Origin of the sequence: Sapientia aquatica, from assembly GCF_004358105.1 — a bacterium.
GTDB classification, from domain to species: Bacteria; Pseudomonadota; Gammaproteobacteria; order Burkholderiales; family Burkholderiaceae_D; genus Solimicrobium; species Solimicrobium aquaticum.
In genome coordinates this window covers 367,148-386,605 of record NZ_SMYL01000003.1, presented here as the reverse complement: position 1 = coordinate 386,605, position 19,458 = coordinate 367,148, and the positions used below count along the sequence as shown (strand labels likewise).

16 protein-coding genes are annotated in these 19,458 nt (G+C 48.7%); 5 read left to right on the top strand and 11 right to left on the bottom strand.

Features of this window, described 5'->3' with window-relative positions:
* The 4 genes from E2I14_RS09455 to E2I14_RS09440 form a co-directional block, all read right to left on the bottom strand.
* Positions 1–388, bottom strand: a 388-nt coding sequence (locus tag E2I14_RS09455; RefSeq protein ID WP_206105614.1) for a hypothetical protein, incomplete at its 3' end; no start/stop codon positions are given.
* 72 nt (positions 389–460) lie between these two features.
* Positions 461–3,736: a metallophosphoesterase gene (locus E2I14_RS09450; protein WP_133327775.1), complete on the bottom strand. Its 3,276-nt coding sequence runs from the start codon at positions 3,734–3,736 to the stop codon at positions 461–463.
* A gap of 540 nt (positions 3,737–4,276) precedes the next feature.
* Positions 4,277–4,603 carry an antibiotic biosynthesis monooxygenase family protein gene (locus tag E2I14_RS09445; protein WP_133327773.1) on the bottom strand — a complete coding sequence of 109 codons (327 nt, stop codon included), beginning with the start codon at positions 4,601–4,603 and terminating at the stop codon, positions 4,277–4,279.
* Between the two features lie 14 nt (positions 4,604–4,617).
* Entirely contained in the window at positions 4,618–5,103 is a 486-nt protein-coding gene (locus E2I14_RS09440) for an asparaginase domain-containing protein (protein WP_133327771.1), read from the bottom strand.
* 158 nt (positions 5,104–5,261) lie between these two features.
* Here E2I14_RS09440 and E2I14_RS09435 point away from each other — a divergent pair, with 158 nt between their 5' ends.
* Positions 5,262–5,936 carry a hypothetical protein gene (locus tag E2I14_RS09435; RefSeq protein WP_133327769.1) on the top strand — a complete coding sequence of 225 codons (675 nt, stop codon included), beginning with the start codon at positions 5,262–5,264 and terminating at the stop codon, positions 5,934–5,936.
* A gap of 380 nt (positions 5,937–6,316) precedes the next feature.
* Here E2I14_RS09435 and E2I14_RS09425 read toward each other — a convergent pair whose 3' ends face one another.
* Together E2I14_RS09425 and E2I14_RS09420 are read right to left on the bottom strand one after the other, a co-directional pair.
* Positions 6,317–7,342, bottom strand: coding sequence for an AI-2E family transporter (locus tag E2I14_RS09425; RefSeq protein ID WP_133327766.1), 1,026 nt, complete (start codon positions 7,340–7,342; stop codon positions 6,317–6,319).
* A gap of 97 nt (positions 7,343–7,439) precedes the next feature.
* Positions 7,440–7,817 (bottom strand): MAPEG family protein, encoded by a 378-nt coding sequence (locus E2I14_RS09420; RefSeq protein ID WP_133327764.1) that lies wholly within the window; start codon positions 7,815–7,817, stop codon positions 7,440–7,442.
* A 292-nt stretch (positions 7,818–8,109) separates the two neighbouring features.
* On the opposite strand from E2I14_RS09420, the gene E2I14_RS09415 reads away from it, so the two are divergent.
* Positions 8,110–9,570 (top strand): sensor domain-containing diguanylate cyclase, encoded by a 1,461-nt coding sequence (locus E2I14_RS09415; RefSeq protein WP_133327762.1) that lies wholly within the window; start codon positions 8,110–8,112, stop codon positions 9,568–9,570.
* Between the two features lie 71 nt (positions 9,571–9,641).
* Here the strand turns inward: E2I14_RS09415 and E2I14_RS09410 are convergent, their stop codons facing one another.
* Complete coding sequence (locus tag E2I14_RS09410; RefSeq protein ID WP_319945926.1) at positions 9,642–10,457, bottom strand: Rossmann-like and DUF2520 domain-containing protein; 816 nt, start codon at positions 10,455–10,457, stop codon at positions 9,642–9,644.
* A 778-nt stretch (positions 10,458–11,235) separates the two neighbouring features.
* Here E2I14_RS09410 and E2I14_RS09405 point away from each other — a divergent pair.
* Complete coding sequence (locus E2I14_RS09405; protein ID WP_133327760.1) at positions 11,236–13,188, top strand: methyl-accepting chemotaxis protein; 1,953 nt, start codon at positions 11,236–11,238, stop codon at positions 13,186–13,188.
* Between the two features lie 200 nt (positions 13,189–13,388).
* On the opposite strand, the gene E2I14_RS09400 is transcribed toward E2I14_RS09405, so the two are convergent.
* Entirely contained in the window at positions 13,389–14,531 is a 1,143-nt protein-coding gene (locus E2I14_RS09400) for a carbonic anhydrase (protein ID WP_133327758.1), read from the bottom strand.
* 141 nt (positions 14,532–14,672) lie between these two features.
* Positions 14,673–15,644 carry an NAD(P)H-dependent flavin oxidoreductase gene (locus E2I14_RS09395; protein ID WP_133327756.1) on the bottom strand — a complete coding sequence of 324 codons (972 nt, stop codon included), beginning with the start codon at positions 15,642–15,644 and terminating at the stop codon, positions 14,673–14,675.
* Positions 15,645–15,802: 158 nt separating this feature from the next.
* Between E2I14_RS09395 and E2I14_RS09390 the strand changes: the two genes are divergently transcribed.
* Together E2I14_RS09390 and E2I14_RS09385 are read left to right on the top strand one after the other, a co-directional pair.
* Positions 15,803–16,474, top strand: a complete 672-nt coding sequence (locus E2I14_RS09390; protein WP_133327754.1) for a TetR/AcrR family transcriptional regulator — start codon at positions 15,803–15,805, stop codon at positions 16,472–16,474.
* 106 nt (positions 16,475–16,580) lie between these two features.
* Positions 16,581–17,963 (top strand): carbohydrate porin, encoded by a 1,383-nt coding sequence (locus E2I14_RS09385; protein ID WP_133327752.1) that lies wholly within the window; start codon positions 16,581–16,583, stop codon positions 17,961–17,963.
* Positions 17,964–18,006: 43 nt separating this feature from the next.
* Here the strand turns inward: E2I14_RS09385 and E2I14_RS09380 are convergent, their stop codons facing one another.
* The gene (locus E2I14_RS09380) at positions 18,007–18,219 is read right to left on the bottom strand and encodes a DUF1289 domain-containing protein (RefSeq protein ID WP_133327750.1); all 213 of its coding nucleotides are present in this window, start codon (positions 18,217–18,219) and stop codon (positions 18,007–18,009) included.
* The gene (locus E2I14_RS09375) at positions 18,216–19,457 is read right to left on the bottom strand and encodes a TIGR03862 family flavoprotein (RefSeq protein WP_133327748.1); all 1,242 of its coding nucleotides are present in this window, start codon (positions 19,455–19,457) and stop codon (positions 18,216–18,218) included. Before E2I14_RS09375 ends, E2I14_RS09380 begins: the two co-directional genes overlap by 4 nt.
* Between the last annotated feature and the right edge of the window lies 1 nt (position 19,458).

The window sequence follows — 19,458 nt, the reverse complement described above, 5'->3', positions numbered from 1 at the left end:
GATTTCTATCGGTGCTGTTCCCAATAAAATCGCACTCCTCATGCAATACATTCTTGCTACCGCGATCGCCAATAATGCTGCTTGGCGTGTAGGTTTTGCATCGTAAAAAATGGACGTTGGTCTGGGTCCCCCAATTAATAATTGCCCTGAAATTGCATTCAATAAAGCGACAATTGATTAGCTGGTTCAGTTTGATTTGGTAGCCACCTTCAAAGTTACAGTTCACAAACTGAATGTTTTTCCAAATAAGGTCTTTAAAGCCAATGTCAACAATGAAGGCATCTTTGATGGTCAATTGTTGATCACCAATTTCCGCTGCGCGGAATGCTGGGTCTTTTAAATAGTCAAATGCCTTTCCGAATTGGGTAATATGTTTTTTTTGGCTCATGTTGAAACATCCTGTCAGTAGATTTTGGCTAGCTAGCGCAATGGAAAGAGTGAGAAATTGTCTTCTAAGCATTTAAATTTGGACTTTTGATTGATCGTTTTTGGGGACGCTGATTGCGTCGTCTATAGAGATATAGCCTTTTTCCTTGTATGTTTTAGCCAGCCAATCCCAATCGGGTACCTCACCACGTTCGCCCGCTGAACGATGAAACCGCAACGCGGAATTAGGGGTTAAAAAAGTCTTTTCCTGAAACTCCGTGCCGCTAATGCTGATATCGATTGGAAATACCCATGTCTCGGGATTGCCTTGACCGATGCGCATGTCGTTGGCCCAGAACCAATGATCCGCTGGCTTTTTGAGCTTCACTGCACAAAACGCTTGCGCAATCGTGCGGCGTGGCGCACGTCCAATCTGGCGAACGATTCCGGCGGCTAACGATGCCTTGAGATTGGCGATGTGTTCTTTGGTGAATGTGAGTTGCGCGCGGCGGATGACGTTGTCTTTATCGGGGATCGCTGAGTAGGTTGGGCTGAGTTTGTGCCATGTTTTGATTGTTTTGGTTCGGCCAGTCATAAGTCTTTGTTCACTTCCCTCAAACACCCAAAAGTCAATCCGCTCAATACAGTCCAGCGCGGCGAGTTGGTGGTTAAAGTACACGTCCAGCTTGGTCGGATGGGTCATGTGCGCAAAACGCAGCGGGGTTTTGGCGTGGTGACTGGGCGCGATTTCGGGTTGGTCGTTGTCGGCGCTGCTGCTTTTGTTGGTCAGGGTTAAATAATCCAACGCGACGGCTAGGCGTGGTTGTTCGTTGTAGCCGCGCGCTAGGTCAAAGCGCTTGCTGGTAATTTGGGTGATCTTGCCGCTGAGGGGATCAAGTAAGGTGCCGCTGGGCGGGCGCAGCGTCCAGCCGTTGAGTTCGCCCTCGAAGTTTTGCACCCCAATCGGGCCGCCGCAGGAGCTGACGATGAATTGGGTCTGCGGCACATGGGCTGAGATTGGGGTAAAAGCCGGATCGTTGGCGCTGATGCTAATTTCGATCTGGCGGCCGGTGACGGCGAGGTCTTTGGTGACCTCATACACGCCCGCGCGGTGACTGTGCCCGCTAAAGTGCCAGTCCACCGCGACCGAAGGACTCGGTTGCGCGCGGCTGTGACTGTTGGCCGCACCATACACAAAGTCGCTAAAGTAGGTGCCAACGTGTTGTTCGCATGTGCCAAAGTTGGCCGCGGTGAATCCCGCTGCGCCCGCGCCGCCGGTGCTGTTGCTGGGGGTGAGCGTGGGTGGCTTTGCCAGTTTAAGAGGGAGCGCCATGTCGTAATTGAGCATGGTGAAATGGGTGGCCACGACGAAGGGCGCGTTGGGATTTTGTTGCTTCTCGCGTTGCGCGCGGCGTAACAGGGTGAGCTGGCGGGGATTGATGGCGTGCGGTGCGCGCGGCAAGATGCCCAGGCCTTGCTGATCGACGCCGACCTTGGCATATCCCGTGGACAGGTTGACGTATTCTTCGGCGTCGCCCCAGCCCAGCGCAGCGATGATTTGGCGCGCTGGGCTTTGGGCAGTGTTGGCCTCGTTGCCAAGCGTGATGACGACATCCGTGAGCGGAGTGAAGAGGGTCGAGAACCAATCGAGTTGGCGCGCCTGAAAGTTGTTGGAGGTGAGCGCCTGCGGATAGCTCGGCCCGTAGGCTAGTGTTGCCTCATAGATGGTGAGGTTATGGTCGGCGGCGATGCCGTCGTTGGCTTTGCCGTCCGCCCATTGACTGGCGGAATCCATGTCGCGGTATTGATGTTCTAATTCGGTGATGGCGGTGTCGGTGAAGATGTTGACGGCTACTTTGTTGAGACGTTCTGAGAGCGTGGGTGTGCCGACTAAGGCTCGATCGCGTCCATAGGGCGTGCCTTCTTGGTGTTCGGGTAAGGTGCCGCCTTTTTCTAATAGACCGACTGCCACGGTGCGGTTGTTTTTGCGCGGGCTAATGCCATACGGAATTTGGTAGGCTTCGTGGTTACCCGTGGTCATAAAGACCGGCAGGCGTCGCTCGGTGTAGGCATAACGGATGAGGCTATAGACCAGCATATCGTCTTGACCACGTTGGTAGAGGTTGGGATTGTCGATGTTGTTGAGAACATTAAAATTCTTCCATTGCTGCCCAATGTTGGTGCTGTAACTGTCCATGCTGCGCGGCACGACGTTGCGGTTGAAATCGATTAAGTCGCCGGTGAGCAGCAAGGCCGTATCGGGCTGCTGGCGGGGACTCATTTGATCGAACAGATGTTTGAGTGCCAGAAAGCTGTTACAGACTTTTTTACCGACCGGCGTGTCCAGATCGGGATCGTTCTCGGCCGCGGGCAAGTCTTCGATCACCTGTGCAGGGGAATTGGCTAAGGCCTGATGGCGCACGTTCACGTGCACATCGGTGAGATGGCCGAGCTTGAGCGGAATGGTGTTACTGGCGCGAATCACAGGATGCCACGCCGCCAGAGTCAAACCACCGGTTTTATGGCGCAGCATCGTGGTGGCTGTTTCGGGAAAGCGGTTGGCCTCCGAATACAGCGTCATGTCGTATTCACGGACATCGGGCAGATGGTGTTGGCGCGCTTGTTGTTGGTGTAAGAAGCGGGCAATGAGCCGATCTTGGTAATGGTAGGTTTGGCCAATAATACGCTTAAAGCCCCCGACCTCTTCGTCCTTGCTGGCTTCGGTGGATTTCACAACAGGCACCATCCATGCAAACGAGAGAAACTCAGCGGAGGTAATCGGCATAACCAGACGCGTTAAATCCAGCTCAACAGCATAGACATGCCCGCCCTGCAACGCTGGATAGGCAGCGACGGTGTGCGGCGATAGGGTGGCGAAGTGACGGCCAAAGCGGTCACGAATCAGCGCATGGGGCGTGAATTCGGCGACCTGCCAGGTACGAATCGCTTGGCGCGCAAGGTCGTAACTGTTCTTGTAGCTGCCACCATAGAGCATCCCCAGCTCCATATTGGCATCGGTGGGTTTGTCGCACTGCATGGAGACAAGTCGTAAGTGGCGATCAATGAGCGCATAGGCGCACGGGGCGAAGTGAATGCCGTTGCTGGTGTCTGAACTTGCACTACCCGAGACGGTCGGCGGAGTCCGCCTTACCACCCCAAAGTGCGCGGCCACTCGGGGTGGTGCGGCTAAGTAGATGCAGCAGTATTTCTGATCTGGGCTAAGGACTAAGGGCGTGCCTAGGCTAGGGTACAAAATAATCGCTTCCACGGGCGCAGGCGGTGATCCGTCGGTACAGGGCGGCTCGTTTTGTGGTTGTTGATTGACGTGGATCGCAATATGAAATTCGGTATTCTGGGGCTGCTGGGTCATGGCGCGTCTTTGCTAATATTGATGTTAAAGTCGATAAATCGGATGTGCTAAGTTGAAAAAGCAAGCACAGGTAATGCTTAGTCGTGTCTTGTTTGTGGGCTACGTTCTTACTTATAAAATTTTGTTCGACGATTGCTTATTCATAAGCCTCGTAACTGAGTGCATTTCACGATGAAAATTCGATTTAATTGTGTTTTTAACTAAAATAAAACGTAACGTTATTTTTTGGAAATCAAAATTATCGTGCTCGCGCTGTCTGTTAGAACTTCACGAGTCCCCGAGTTGGCAAACACTATTGCAGGCGTTTTAATTGACCAGTGTGAGGCGAGTTTGGCTAGTGCTTGGCATGTTCGCTTTGGAAGGATTGAGGATGCAGACAGCGCCAGTTGAGGGGATTGGTGCTATTGGTTCAGGCGGGGCGTTACTGTTACTGGGAAAGTAAGCGTGTTGAAATGTAGCTTGGGAAGCGACGTGGATCTTGGCGCGGTATGTCGCGAATAACCGCGTTGTATTCAACGCGGTGTTAAAAAAATTGGGTTGTTAGTATTTCAGTAAAGCAGTTGGATGCGCAATACTGCCATCGCCGTAAGCGCGTTTTACTTCCGCGATGATGACTTGGTAACCGGCTAACCAATTGCGATTATTTTGCTTGGCTTGCTGGTGTGCCGGATGTTGCATTAACTGCTGCAAGCCTTCCATCGTTTCCCAATAATAGACATTGGAAACGCAACCTGTCGCACTGTTCTCCCACGATTCCTCGCCTAAATAACCGGTGCTTTGTTTGGCGAAATTGGCAATCTGTTGATCGAGTTGAAAGAACTCGTCGTCAAATTGCTTTTTCTTAAAAATGAAGGTGGCGCTGAACATGAGATGGCGCTGAATTATTCGTTGACGAATACGCCAGCCGAGCGATTCTTTTTCACATTATCCCAATTAAATATCTGACCATTCATGGCGATATAAACGCCGTGCGGCAGTGTTTGTGCTACGCCGCAAGCTAGGCCCAAATTGAAAAAAGCATCCGAATTGGCAATTTCATACGGGATCATTGCGCCAGTTAGCACAATCGTTTTGGCGAGATTGGCGTTGCCGATTACGTGCGCGGTTTCGCGCATCGTGTCGGTGCCGTGCACGATCACGATGGCGGTTTCAGTGGCGCGTTGGCAAGCGGCTAAAACGTTGCTGCGATCGCTGTCTTGCATTTCCAGTGAGTCGAGCATGGCGACAATTTCTAGCTCGGTTGGCAGGGTTAATCTGGCGCGGGTAATCACGTCGGGCAGATGGCTGTGGGCAAAGGTTAATTTGCCCGCGATTTCGTCGTAATGTTTATCAAAAGTGCCACCGGTGGCGAGGATGCGCAAAGTCATAGCGTGCTCTTGTTGTGTAAAAGGGTAACATTGTACGTTAGAGTTTAGAAAGTGTAACATTGCCTTGCACCAAGAATAAAACGAAACTACGATACAAACTCTACCTGCTTTAACCCTCCCAAGTGTTCTATTTGCCGTCATGCGCTGAGGATTTCATCATGAAGAAGTGGCTATGGATTGCATCGCTGTTAATAACTCATCATGCACTGGCGGACGAACCGGTTCTTGGGTTCGATGCCGGAACGTCGGGCTTGGGCGTTCACCTAGCGTATCCCGTTCGGAACAGCGTGGAAGGTCGACTCGGTGCAAATTTCTTCACCGCTGATACGAGTCGCGATGTCAACGACATGAGTTATGACATCAAACTCAAACTGCGCACGCTCGATATGTTGCTTGATTGGTACCCAATGGAAGGCTCGTTTCGCTTAACCGGCGGCTTGATCTTGAACGGCAATAAATTTAGCGGTACCGCGCAAGCCGATGGAAATCTTAATTACACGATCAATGGCAACGTATATAACGCGGCACAAGCCGGCGTGATTAGCGGTTCGGGCGATTACCGCAGCGTTGCGCCGTATTTAGGCATAGGTTGGGATACTTCGCACGCTAAGCAAAAAGGCTGGGGATTTAATGGCGACATTGGCGTCATGTTCCAAGGGAATTCCAATATCACATTAACCAACTCTGGTTGTACGCTGGGAATTGTTGGTGGCGTGAATTTGTGCCAAAACTTGGAAAATGATTTAGCCGCTGAGCGCGTTACCTTGGAAGATAAGGCTAATAAATTACGCTATTTTCCGTTGTTACGCGCGGGCTTGAATTATCGGTTTTAAGCCAATAGCATTCGCACATCGACGCTGGCCTAATCGGCTTGTGCACTAATCTGAGCCTCAGAATCACACCCCACACCTACCGCAATCCAGCGTCGTATTAACTTGCTTGTGACGGTGTTCAAACTCTTTGGTAGCCAGCCGCAATAATGGCTGGGGGTCAGTAGCATTCCACACCGATATTGCCGCGTTGTCTGGTCCCAAACCAAGGCGCAGCACCCGCCTTCTCTATGCTTTAATAAAAACGCCGAAACCGGACAAGGCGCCGAAGCACAACAAACACCGCAGCCATTACACGGCGCTCCTAGCATTGGTTTAGCGGGAGCATGTTTATGAATCAGGATGACGGAATAGTCGGACATAAACCATTTATATGAAACGCATCAATGGCGCGGAGTATGACTAATTGCTGGCTTGCAGCCCATGCCTAACTCAATTTTTATCCAAGCATAAAACACGGGTGCGGCGATCAAACCGGCGATGCCAAACAGCGACTCCATCACCAAAATAGCAATTAATAATTCCCACGCTCTAGCATTGATTTGCGTACCAATAATTTTAGCGTTTAAGAAGTACTCTAGCTTATGAATTAACACCATATAACTGAGTGAAAACGCGGCAATATTGACGGAGTGCGACAGGCTGATGATGACCAAAATTGTGTTCGAAATAATGTTGCCAACCACTGGCAATAGACCGGTGATGAACGTGACTAACACCATTGTTTTAGCGAACGGTAGATGGACATCGCAGGCCGGCAGAATCACCAGTAAGTAAATCGACGACAGCGCGGCATTGATACCAGAAATCCTCACCTGCGCAAAAACGATGCGCTGGAACGAACACTGCAAGTTTTCAGCGCGTTGCAACAGCGCGTTGGCAAACGGCGGCAGAATTGTTTTTAAATCGTGAATCGCAATCATCCCGCCAATCACCATGCCCATTAACAAATGAATAATCGAATGGCCCGCTTCTTGTCCCAAGATCTTGGCTTCTTGCCCATGATCGCGCAACCAACCAGACATCAAATCGTGCAAGGCATCGCTGCCGTTCGGTAAGTAATCACTAATCCAAGTTGGCACTTGCGAGCGCGAGGTTTCAATAATGCCAGCCAAACTTTGCAGCAACATGCGCACGCTGCCTGCATCACTTTTAGCGAATGAAATCGCCGCTAAGATCACCGCCGTCAATCCACTAATAACAATGATGGCCAACAATCCCAATACAACCAAACGCGCGGGCATAAATCTGATGTGCTTCTCAATGCTAGGTGCGATCAAATGCACCAATGAATACACCAATAAGCCGGAAAATAAGGCCAGCAACAAACCGGCTTTTAGCACCACCAATCCGGCTAGCAATGCCAATATGTAGGAGGAAATAACCGGTAAAGTAAGTTTGCTATTCATAATGTGATTCATTGGAAAAGCGCAAAATTGGGTCGCGGTAAAAGCAACAGTAGGCTGTTATTAACGACTACATTGAAACGGATTAGTAAGTGAAGTTTTAGTGAAAAATCAAACCGAAAATAGTGCAGCCTAAAAGCGCTACCGCGGCAAGGCTAGAAATGCCGAATCCTAAGGAACGTTTGCTGGGTGTTTCGTAATAACCCAAGGCATACAACACCCGTCCAACAACCCAAAAACCGCCCAACGACGCAGCGATCATATCGTTAAGAAAAACACAGCACAGCCACAATAATGGCAAAAACAGAATCAATTGCTCAACCGTGTTGGCTTGCACGCGTTGGGCGGTCAAAAATTCGATTGGGCCCTCAGCCGATGGCGCGGCGACCTTATATTTGCCGCGTGCTTGCCCAGCTTTGGCAAAAACCCAGATATACATCAATAAGCTCGCGATAGTCGCCCAAGCGGTTAATTTCATTTTGTCTCCGAATTTTGGTTAGTTATTGTGGTGGTCATAGTAAAAATTTAACGTAGGAATGATACATCCAATTACCATGCCAAAATCAACAATTAAGCCCTAAATGCGGTGCATTTTTAGATATTGAAATACCATTTTTGCAAATAGAATAACGGCCTAACGTACTCTGGCCGCAACGCAGCTAGTGCTAATGCTCGATAAACCGGCACAAACTAGGCGCGCATGCACTAAAATCAGCCTGCTTGCCAAAGGTTATCCGATGTCCGATTAAATATCATTTCTTCCTAGCGCTATGAGCCAATTTTTTAAGAAATATTCTTTGTTGATTTGGCTGGCTTTATTGCTGTTGATTGGCATGTTAAGTAGCGGCGCTGTGAATTTCTATGCAGCCAATAATGTTTTTCCACAAACCTTAGCTGAGCATTCCCTGCCACTGAGCGCGGATGCGATTCACGCTGAGATTCAACGTAATATTGCGCGTTCAGTAGTATTGGCCTCTTCCGAAGTTGATGAAACTTTTATCCGTGAGTGGAGCGCTAACGACGAACCCGATCAAGCTGCACTGTTAGCACATTTAAAATCTGCGCAGCAAAACGACCACGCCATCGCGCATTTTTTTGTGTCCGAATTCGATCACCAATTTTACGATAGCCAAGGTTCGGTACGCGCGCTTGACGCCGATAACGTGCGTGATAGTTGGTACTTTAAAACACGCGACAAAAACGTCGCATTTGATAGCACCGTTCTACCTGAGTTAGGTGTCATTAATCATCCTGTGATTTTCATCAGTTACCGCGTGCTTGCTGCGTCGGGCAGATTGCTTGGGATTTCTGGCCTGATTCTGCCACTAGAAATTTATAGCCCGACTAGTGATCGCTACGTGAATCAATTTAAGCAAGCGATCTATTTTGTTGACAATAGCGGCAAGATTATTTTGTCCGATAACAAGCATAACAAGCACGGCAATATCCGCGCGCAAGAAGGGATGAAGGCGATTGCGGATGACATTCTTGCTAACAATCAAGCTAACCTAACAAAGCTGATTACGACTGAGCAAACCAGTGCCGTGATTCATTCGCGCTATTTGCCGGAACTCGGTTGGTATTTAATTATTGAAGAACCGCCACAAGGTGATTTTTCGGCGGCGCAGTGGACACTGTATATCACCGCAGCGATTGGGGTGATTGTTGCGGTATTGGTGTTGTGGTTGGTTGGACTATCGATTAAACGCCATCAACAGCATTTAAATGTATTGGCTAATTACGATGGTATGACGGGTCTGATGAATCGCCAATCTTTTACCACCACGTTTCAAAAAGAAGTTTTACAGTTACGCCGATCTAAAGCGCCGCTGTCCTTTATCCTATTTGATATTGATTTTTTGAAGAAAATTAATGAATCACACGGTCATACAACGGGTGATCGCATCATCATGGAAATCGCAAGGATGAGTTTGAACTCGGTACGCGGGAGCGATTTATTATGTCGCTGGGGTGGCGAGCAGTTTGCGTTACTACTCAAAAAATGCGAGCTGGAGCAAGCGTATAAAATCGCCGAGCAATTGCGCCTCAACGTGCAAAATTATTCTTTCGCTTTAGGCGAAAAAACACCCGTCACCATCAGCCTTGGCGTAGCTGAATGGGCTGAAGATGAAACTGCCGATGAATTGTTTGCGCGGGTCGATGAAGCGATGTATCAGGCCAAAGCGGAAGGTAGAAATCGCGCCGAGGTGTCGTATTACGTCAGTGCTTAATTTCAGCTTTGCACTGTTTATAGTTCACAGCGCCATTAAATCGTCTCAAGTGTAGTCACACATCGCGCTACTTATTGGCGGCGCTGTTTCATCCGCAACGTCGCTTGCGCCAACTCCTGATACAGCCGCGCCGTATCGCGATCTACTTGATCTAGCGCACTTTGATGACGCGCTACGGTCGCTAAATCTCCTCTAGCAATCGGTCCCGTTAATGCTTGTTGCGCGCCGATTCGAAATACATTGCTTAAGGTTTCTTGAGCCAATGGCGCTGCCAAGCGTTGCGCCATTTCTAATGGGATTCCAGCGGCTTGATACGTGGTCAGAGCCGTATCCATCAAGGTCACTAAATAGTTGCTGGCAAATACCGCCGCTGCGTGATAGAGCGTTTTTCCGGCGCTTTCCAAAGGCACTACTTGCGCGTCGATTTGCTCAAGCGCTTTGGTCAATACTGCGGTCGCATCCGCATCACCTTCTAAACTACAAATCGTCTTTGAAAAATGCTGGGCGACGTTTTCTGGATCGGCAAAGCTGCGCACCGGATGCAAGCTGGCCGCGCCGCGCAGTAAGCCAAGTTCGCTGGCGCCCAGTGCACCGCTGCAGTGGAACACTATCGTTGTTGGTCCAATTAAATCGAGACGTACTAACTGTGCGGCGCATGACTTAATTTGATCGTCAGGCACAGTCAGCATCATCATATCCGCAGCCTTTAAATCCGCCCAATTATCGATTGCTACACCCGCGCCGATAAAATCCCGCGCCGACTGCGCGCTGGATAGCGAGCGATTTAAAATTTGCCGCAGCTCGAAAACATCGTGTTGAACAAATTGCCGCCCTAAGACACGACCAACTTTACCTGCGCCGACGATAGTGAGTGTGGGTTTCATCATGGGTGGTAAGCCCTAAAAGTTAAATTGCGATTGAGGTCGAATTATAAGTTATATCGGTAGCGCTTCGTTGAGTTTCTCATGCTGCTAAATGGCACAAGTAACGCATCGCAATCAGTCTTTATTGCAGCTTATTTTTCAGCATATTTTTTTAGATGTGATGGTTTCGATTTCGGTGTGAATCGTTACTTTCCACAGGTGCTAATTGTTAAGAATTTGGCGCAGCAAGATCGCACAATTTAGTACGCGCAAAGTAACAATTTTTTCATGCTAAGTCTAAAAGTTTCTTTGTTGATTTCGCTGATTTAACAGTGCAAAAATCAAACAAAGAAGCAAAAAAAATCAAAATAAAAATAAAATTTTTTTCGTTAAATTCCCTAGGTGAAAATCACCTTTTCTATGCGAATTGAGGACGATAAAAATCGCAAACTTCCTTGACTCGTACATACCCGCAGAATATATTGAACTTGCCCTCATTCAACCAAATTGATCGCTAATTTTCGTAAAAAATTAAATCGCATTTCGTTTTTTGTTAAAAAATTTTATCTATTAAAAAGGATGATTTTTATGGTGTTGAATTATCGAAGATGAGTAAAAAATTTTGCGTTTTATTGCACGTCTTTTTATCGTTCCTAATTTGAGAGGAATTTTTCCCAACATAAAAGCGATTCGTAGATGATTTGTTCGATTGATTAATTTGGTTGGTTATTTTAACGATGTATTTAGCTTCCTCTTCGGCGCAACCTGGTAGTTTTTTGGCTAAGCGCAGCACAATAATTTCATGATGATTACTCACACTAATTCCAAATGGTTTGCCATTTTTTGGCCAGGTATTAATTTGTTTATGCGGATGGCTTTTTCGGTAAAGGCTGCTGTTATTTCGATGGTTTTTGTTATCCCCATTTTGTTACTGAGTAGCGATTTAATTGGGAAGATTTCGGTCAAGTTGGCAACCACCAATAAAGAGTTGTTTGGATTAAATTATGCGCGTGCGGTATTGCCGTTAATGGAAATTACAGCGCGTCAACGAATGCTGGCAGTGCAATTCGTTCAGAGTAAGGAGATGCCACTTGGTTGGGAGTCAAATCAAGTTTCTTACGCTGAGCAGTTTCGCCAACTACAACTCATGCGCGCGTCCATCAGGTCGCAGTTTAATGATACCAAACAGTTTGACGCGTTGCCAACTGCATTGCCAACGCTGGATAAATCCGTTACCGATCCCGATGATGAGTTAGCGATTTATACCCAGTTTTTGATCAACCAATTAGATCTGTTGCAAAACATTCTTAAAGAATCGGGGTTGGAAAGCGAGAGCGATTCAGTGGCTAATAATCTGGTAATCATTGGCTTGCACGATATACCAATTGTGCTTGATCACACATCTTATGTGCAGGCCTCGGGTACGAAGATATTAAAAACAAGCACTGCAAGTACTCAACAGCAGCGCTTGATTTCGGATCGCTTACCGTTGATCGATTATTTAGAAAATCAGATTCAAGAAAATATTGCTTCTACTTACAAAGCCAGCGAAATTATTCAACAAAAAATTGGTAAAGATTTACCCAGTTCCTCCGAGTTTCTCGGTTTAACTCGCCATTACTTTTTGGATTCTGCGGTGAGCGGAAACGAAGAGCGCTTTGAAATGGCAACTCAGAAAACGATCAAACAATACTTGGATTTGCAGCAATCGGTAGTCGCGGCCTTAGATCAAGTGTTGAATGAGCGCCTGCTCCATTTATCACGTCAAAAAAATTTAGATATTGCTCTAATTAGCCTCAGTTTGGTTTTGGCATTGTATTTATTCACGTCCTTTTATTTTGCAACCAAAGGAAGTCTAACTTTAATTTCCGACCATTTATTGCAAATGTCGGATGGCGATTTGCGTAACGTTCCGCGGCATCCAGAGGGGCGAGACGAGTCTGCTATGGTCCTGGCTGATTTACGCAGAACCTATGAGTCGCTGCATTCATTGATTCAGCGGGTTAACAATGGCGCGCGCCAAGTCAAAATTGCTGGGGATTACATTACCGAGCGCAGCCACGAAACAGCCGATCGAACTTTACAGACGAGCGAGATTTTAAAATCTCAATTGTCGGCTATGCAAGAGATTCGGAATGCGGTTTTGGATTCTGCTCAGCGTGCCGCATTAATCGTCGATTTTTCTCGTAACAGTGCTGAGGTTGCAAAACGTGGCGGGGCAGCAATCGCAGACGTTGTTTCCACCGTGCGCGGTATCAATGCTTCATCGCAAAAGATAGGCGATATTATTGGTGTGATTGATTCGATCGCCTTTCAAACTAATATCCTGGCGTTGAATGCCTCTGTCGAAGCCGCTCGGGCAGGCGAGGCCGGTCTTGGCTTTGCGGTGGTCGCAACTGAGGTGCGTAATTTGGCTAAACGCAGTGCCGAAGCTGCTGCTGAGATTCAAAAGCTTGTGTCAGCTAGCGTAGAGCGGGTTAACGGTTGGGCCAAACAAGTTGAAAACGCCGGCCTGACGATTCAGCAGGTACTTGAAAATGCCAACAAGATGAATGAGTTTTTATCAGCCATTGCCGAAACGACCGAGCAGCGAACAATGCAAATTGAATCGGTGAGCGGCTCGATCATGACGTTAAACGATGAAACCCAGAATAATTTAGCCCTTGCAGACATGACTAAATCAGCTGCCGAATCGTTGTTAAGGCAGGCGGAAGTGTTACAAGAAGAGATTGCGAACTTTAAAGTGGCGTATTAGAAAATGGGTGCGCGTGATGTGTTCATGCGCGCTCGGTGGATTGTGGTGTAGCTAGCTCGGATATTGATACGGCGGATAGATCGGTCGCTAGGTATTAGGAACGCAGGTGGAATAGGTTTCTTACGGATGCTTGCGCTGTGAAACATGCTAGGCGACTTTGCAAGCACCGTTTTGCTCGATGCCTGCGTTGCTCAATGGCGTTAGTTAGATTCTTTGATGAGACGGCCTGCGCTATTTTGAATTGGTCGCGCATTCATGGGATAGAGACGACTAAAAATGCTGATCTGATCTTGCGATACTTCGATCGGCTCTTTAATGACAACCCATAACACGCCTTCAGTACAAGGCGGCGTGGTGAGCGAGCCCATGTAGGTAAAGTATTGGCGATCTTTCGGTAAAATTTGGTTCATGTCGATGGTGCCGGAAGGTTGCACGGTGTCGTTTTTTTCCAGCGGCATATTGTTCCAAACGGTTTGAATCAAACTATGCGCTTTGCCTTGTTCAATCAGAATCGCCACCACTACAATTTTTCCATCCACATCTTTGTGTACCATGTGCGCCACCATTTCATAGTTGCGACCATTAATGCGTTCTTCGGATGGTTTGTGAAAATGGAATTGCATCAAATCATAGCGCCGACCCAAAATCGTAATGCTATTGCCCGCACCAAGGTTGACTTGAATCGTGTGACCGGTGTCGATCACGTTAAAGCGCACTGGTTTGTAATCGAATTGGACTGGCTCTAAATCGACCCGAATCGTGTCGCGGATGTCGATTGGCGATTGACGTTCACCGGTATCGCACTTGGCGTTCGCTGGATCGATTTTGCCCCAACGCAGCGGGCTGCCTTCACCCTCGTAACTCCAATGCACGTCGTGCGGAATTAACATCGCGTCGCCAGCCAAGTTACTGCCGTGCGGCTGTCCAGCGCTTGGATTAGTGATGCTGGCTGCGCGTTGCACCGGCTTGGGTTCAGAGCGGCGCATTGCTGGTGGAGGTGGTGCTTTTCTTTCACTTTCTTTGCGCAGCTCTGCCATTTTTTTTGCGATCTTATCGGCTAGAACATCGGCATCCAATTCCTCCTTGTCACGCTGAGCAGCGGCGGCTTTGGCGTTACTTTTTTCGCTGGACTTTTCGCTGGATTTTTCACTACTTTTGGACTTGGACTTGATGACGTTATCGCTAGCCTCGCCAGATTTGGATTTCTCTGGTGCTTCTTTGATGGGTTTGCTGGGCGAGCTATCTTCGGCTGCGTGGGTCGTTGCAGCGGACATGACGACCAAGCTTAACCCTAAGGTGCAAACAATGGTCGCTAAGTTGATCGAGGGAAAATGACTGCGCATGATAAATCGACTGAGAAGTTTGGGGTACTTCTGATTACGGCAGCGCAGGGAAAAAACTTGAATAAATTCTAAAAAAAACCTCATTGCAATCAATGAGGTTTTGAACTAAGGGAGGACTATGAAGTGGTTCGGAACAAGGATTTAACCAAGTGCGAACAAGCGTTCACGGGCGGCTTGATATTCCGTATGCAACCGCGCAACAACTTCGGCTACGCTGGGCGCGTCGTCCATTAAGCCGACACCTTGACCAGCACCCCAAATATCGCGCCACGCCTTGGCGGTAGAACTGCCACCAAAGTTCATTTTGCTCTTGTCGGCTTCGGGTAAATTGTCAGGGTCTAATCCTGCTGCAACGATGGATTTTTTAAGGTAATTGCCGTGCACGCCGGTAAATAAATTGGTGTAGACAATATCGGCGGCGCTGGATTCGATGATGGCTTGTTTGTATTCTTCGGTCACATTGGCTTCGTGGGTCGCTAACCAACGCGAGCCGATGTAGGCGAAGTCCGCGCCTAAGGCTTGTGCCGCCAAAATAGCATCACCGCTGGCAATTGCACCGGACAAAGCAATCGTGCCAGAATAAAATTTGCGAATTTCACCCACCAGCGCGAACGGCGACAATAAGCCCGCATGACCGCCCGCGCCGGTGGCGACCAAAATCAAACCATCTACGCCCGCTTCCAGTGCTTTTTGTGCATGGCGAATCGAAATTACATCGTGCAAAACAATCCCGCCATAACTGTGAATTGCGTCCAGCATTTCCTTTGGTGGAGCGCGTAGCGATGAAATAATGATAGGAATTTGATGTTTTACGCACACGGCCACATCGTGTTCTAAGCGATCGTTCGATTGATGCACGATTTGATTGACGGCGATTGGGCCAACTTTGGCGTTTGGATTAGCGGCTTGAAATTCAGCCAGCTCCGCTTTTAAATCGGTCAGCCACACATCTAATAATTCTGCCGGACGCGCATTGAGCGCGGGGAAGGAGCCAACAATGCCAGCTTTGCATTGCGCGGCGACCAGTTTTGGTCCGCTGGCGATAAACATGGGTGAAGCAATGACGGGGAGCGATAAGTTTTGCAATACGGCGGGGAGGCGTGATTGTGTCATGGTGACTTCCTTGTGATTAACATTTTGTCGAGTTTGGCTTTTGCAGCTCTTTTTAGTGCTTAGTTCTTACTAAAGTACGTGCTAAAATTAATGTTATCAGAAAAAACGCTGTTTTTTAATCGAATAAAGTAAATGTTTACTTCTAAATTTGACCCGCTATGAAATCAGCTAACCCAATCCCGCCAGAAACTTCACTCGAGTCAACCGACGTGCCGTCGCTAATTGATTATAGGCAACAGCAACAAGCTTTGCGCTCTTCCTTGCGCGAAGGGATGTTGACTGCGGCAAAACAATTGTTGCGCGAGGAAGGTTTAGCCGGCTTCACTTTGCGTCGGGTAGCGCAAGCGGTGAATTGCTCGACCACGATGTTGTATTCCCAGTTCGGTGGCAAAGATGGTTTGTCGAATGCATTGTATTTGGAAGGCTTTGCATTGTTAAAGCAGGAATTTGAACAGCAAAATTTGGCGCAACTCGATGGCATCGAGCGCTTGCGTAAATACGCGCAAATTTATCGCACGTTTTCACAGCATTCACCGAGTTATTACGTGATCATGTTCGGGGACGGGTTGGTTGGTTTTGTGCCGCCGCCAGAATCGATTCAAACCGCGTGGAAGGCGTTTACGCAATTGATTTCCCATTTTTCGCGTTGCATGGAATTGGGACTGATTCCGCAGTCGAGTCCTAATTCAGCGGCGCGCTTATTGTGGGCGGCGATGCATGGCGTCATTAATTTGGAATTGAAGGGTTATTATTTAACCGTCTCGCAGGCGGATCAATTGTATGAAGCGGCAGTCAATGCTGTGCTCATTGCGCTTCAACATCCTCAGTAATTTATCTTGGCGCAACCCAACTAGATTTAAGTCTAAAAAATACGCTCATTTTCGCTATCATTGAGCTACTCCCTACGGCTGGTAAACGCTCCAATAAAGAATCAATATGTCTCCATTCAATTCAAGAAAGCATCCACTGGTAATTCTCTTGTTCGCCCTGGCAATCAACGGCTCTGTGTGGGGCGTGAATCTCGCCTTGGCCGATGAGCAGATTGGCGCGCAGGATACTAAGCAAGACAGCGTCGCTATCGAAGATCAGTCATGGTCTCTGTACGGGCAACTGACCAATATTACGCAGCGACACGGCTCGTTTAACGCTCCGTATAGCGGGACGAATAGCTTAAGCCCGCAAGGCCCCACGGTGGAAACGACCGATGCCACCTTGTTTATCGGACGACGTTTGTGGCAGGGTGCCGAGGTTTGGTTAAATCCGGAAATCGATCAAGGCTTTGGCATGAACGGCACCTTGGGTGTGGCCGGTTTTCCGAGCGGTGGCGCGTACAAGATCGGTGAAAACAAGCCGTATCTGCGCGTGCCACGCCTGTTTTTGCGCCAGTCGATTGATTTGTCGGGCGAGTTAAATTCAGTTGAAGCCGGGCCTAACCAATTTGCTGGGCACCAAGCGACTAACAATGTCATCGTCACCGTTGGCAAGTTCGCGGTAACTGATATTTTTGATGCGAATAGTTATGCACATGATCCGCGCGCCGATTTTTTAAACTGGTCAATTATTGATGCGGGCGCCTACGATTACGCGGCGGATTCGTGGGGCTATACCTACGGTGGCGCCGTTGAATGGACGCAGGATTGGTGGACTTTGCGCTTCGGATTTTTTCAATTGTCGCCAGTGCCAAATGCCAAAATTGCGCGGGTTAATTTTGGTGAGAATTCAACCAATATTGAATTTGAAGCGCGCCAAAATTGGTTGAATCACCCCGGTAAAGTCAAGCTGCTGGTGTGGGATAACCAAGCGCGTATGGCTAGTTATCGCGATGCGCTTGTGCTGGCACAACAAACGAAAACAATTTCTGATGTTGCCTTGGTGCGCCGTTACAGTTCACGCCCGGGCGTGGTGCTAAATGTTGAACAAGAATTATCACCAACGGTCGGCGCATTTGCGCGCTTGAGCGCTGATCGCGGCGATAAAGAAGCCTACGAATTTTCCGATATCAATCACTCATTGTCCGCTGGCGTGTCGATCAAGGGTGCGTCATGGAATCGCGCTGACGATACGGTTGGGATTGCAGGAGTGGTTAATCGTATTTCGGGGGACGCCCAACACTATTTAGCGGCAGGGGGCTTGGGAGTTTTAGTGGGTGACGGCGCATTGAATTATGCACCAGAGAAAATTGCCGAGTTGCATTATTCATGGCATGCAACCTCTTATGCCGCGGTCACGCTGGATTATCAGCACATCACCAATCCTGCTTACAACCAAGATCGTGGACCAGTTTCGGTGTATGGATTGCGTTTGCACGCTAATTTTTAGTCAAGCTTGCGCGGCGATTCGATACTAAGGCCGCGCCGTTTTACTAATGTAAATCGCCATCAAATTGCGCGTGTTTGCGCAATTCAATTTGTTGCAAGATTGCGCGTTTGTTGGCGTTGTCTGATTTACCCCAAACGATAATTTCATCCAGAGTACGCCAACATCCTTCGCACAAGCCGCTGCGCTCATTCATTTTGCAAATGTTGATGCAGGGGGAAGCGACATCGGGCAATGTCGCTGATTTATTCACGATCATTTCTGTTTCTTTAACCAAGTTAAGGCTGCTTTACCGGCAACTTTGCCGCTCGCTAAACAGGCTGTTAGCAGATAGCCACCGGTCGGGGCTTCCCAATCCAACATTTCACCGGCGCAGAAGACGCCCGGCATTTTGGTGAGCATTAAGTCACGATTCATCGCATCCAATTTTACACCGCCTGCGGTACTGATGACTTCGGCAATTGGGCGCGGTGCTAACAAGGTGATGGGCAACGCTTTAATCGCATTGGCTAACAATACCGGAGTTTGCAAAGTTTCTGGCGAGCAGAATTCGCGCAGTAAAGCGGTTTTGACGCCACGTAGGTTTAGACGGCTTTGTAAATGTCCAGCCACCGAACGTGAGCCGCGTGGATGTTCGCAATGTTGCACAGCGCGGTGCAGCGGCAAATCCGGTAATAAATCCAAGTGGATTTGTGTACTGCCGTTAGCTTTAATTTGATCGCGCAACAAGCTCGACAAGGCATAAATCAAGCTGCCTTCCACGCCATGTTCGGTCACCACGAATTGGCCTAAACGGCGAGTCGTCGTGCCTTTTTCATTGGTGTAAGTGATGGCGATCGGGCTTAACGGCTCACCGGCAAAATTGGTTTTGAAATGGTCGCTCCAATTGACTTCAAAGCCGCAATTGGTCGGTTCTAGTGGCGCAATGTCAACGCCGCCTTGTTGCAGCAGCGGAACCCAAGCACCGTTGGAACCCAGTTGTGGCCAGCTTGCGCCACCCAAGGCCAGCACTACCGCATCGGCGCGTTGCACTACATTGCCGTTCGGGGTGGAGAAGCGCAGGCTGCCTTCGTGCCAACCTATCCAGCGGTGACGCATGTGGAATCGAATTCCTTTGGCGCGCATCCGATGTAACCAAGCGCGCAGCAGCGGGGCGGCCTTCATGTCTTGCGGGAAAACGCGCCCCGACGTGCCAACAAAGGTCTCAATTCCTAATTGTTTGGCCCATTGGCGGCAGTTTTGTGGGTTGAATTCGTTAATCCAACTCGTGACGGCAGTTTGCTTGTCGCCGTAACGGCGCAAGAAATCGGGTAAATCTTCGGCGTGGGTCAGATTTAATCCGCCTTTCCCCGCCAATAAAAATTTGCGTCCAACGGACGGCATTGCATCAAATACATCGACTTGCGCGCCACCTTGGGCGAGTGTTTCTGCGGCCATCAAGCCAGCAGGACCACCGCCGATGACGACAACGTGAGGAACAAAGTTGATTGAATTCATT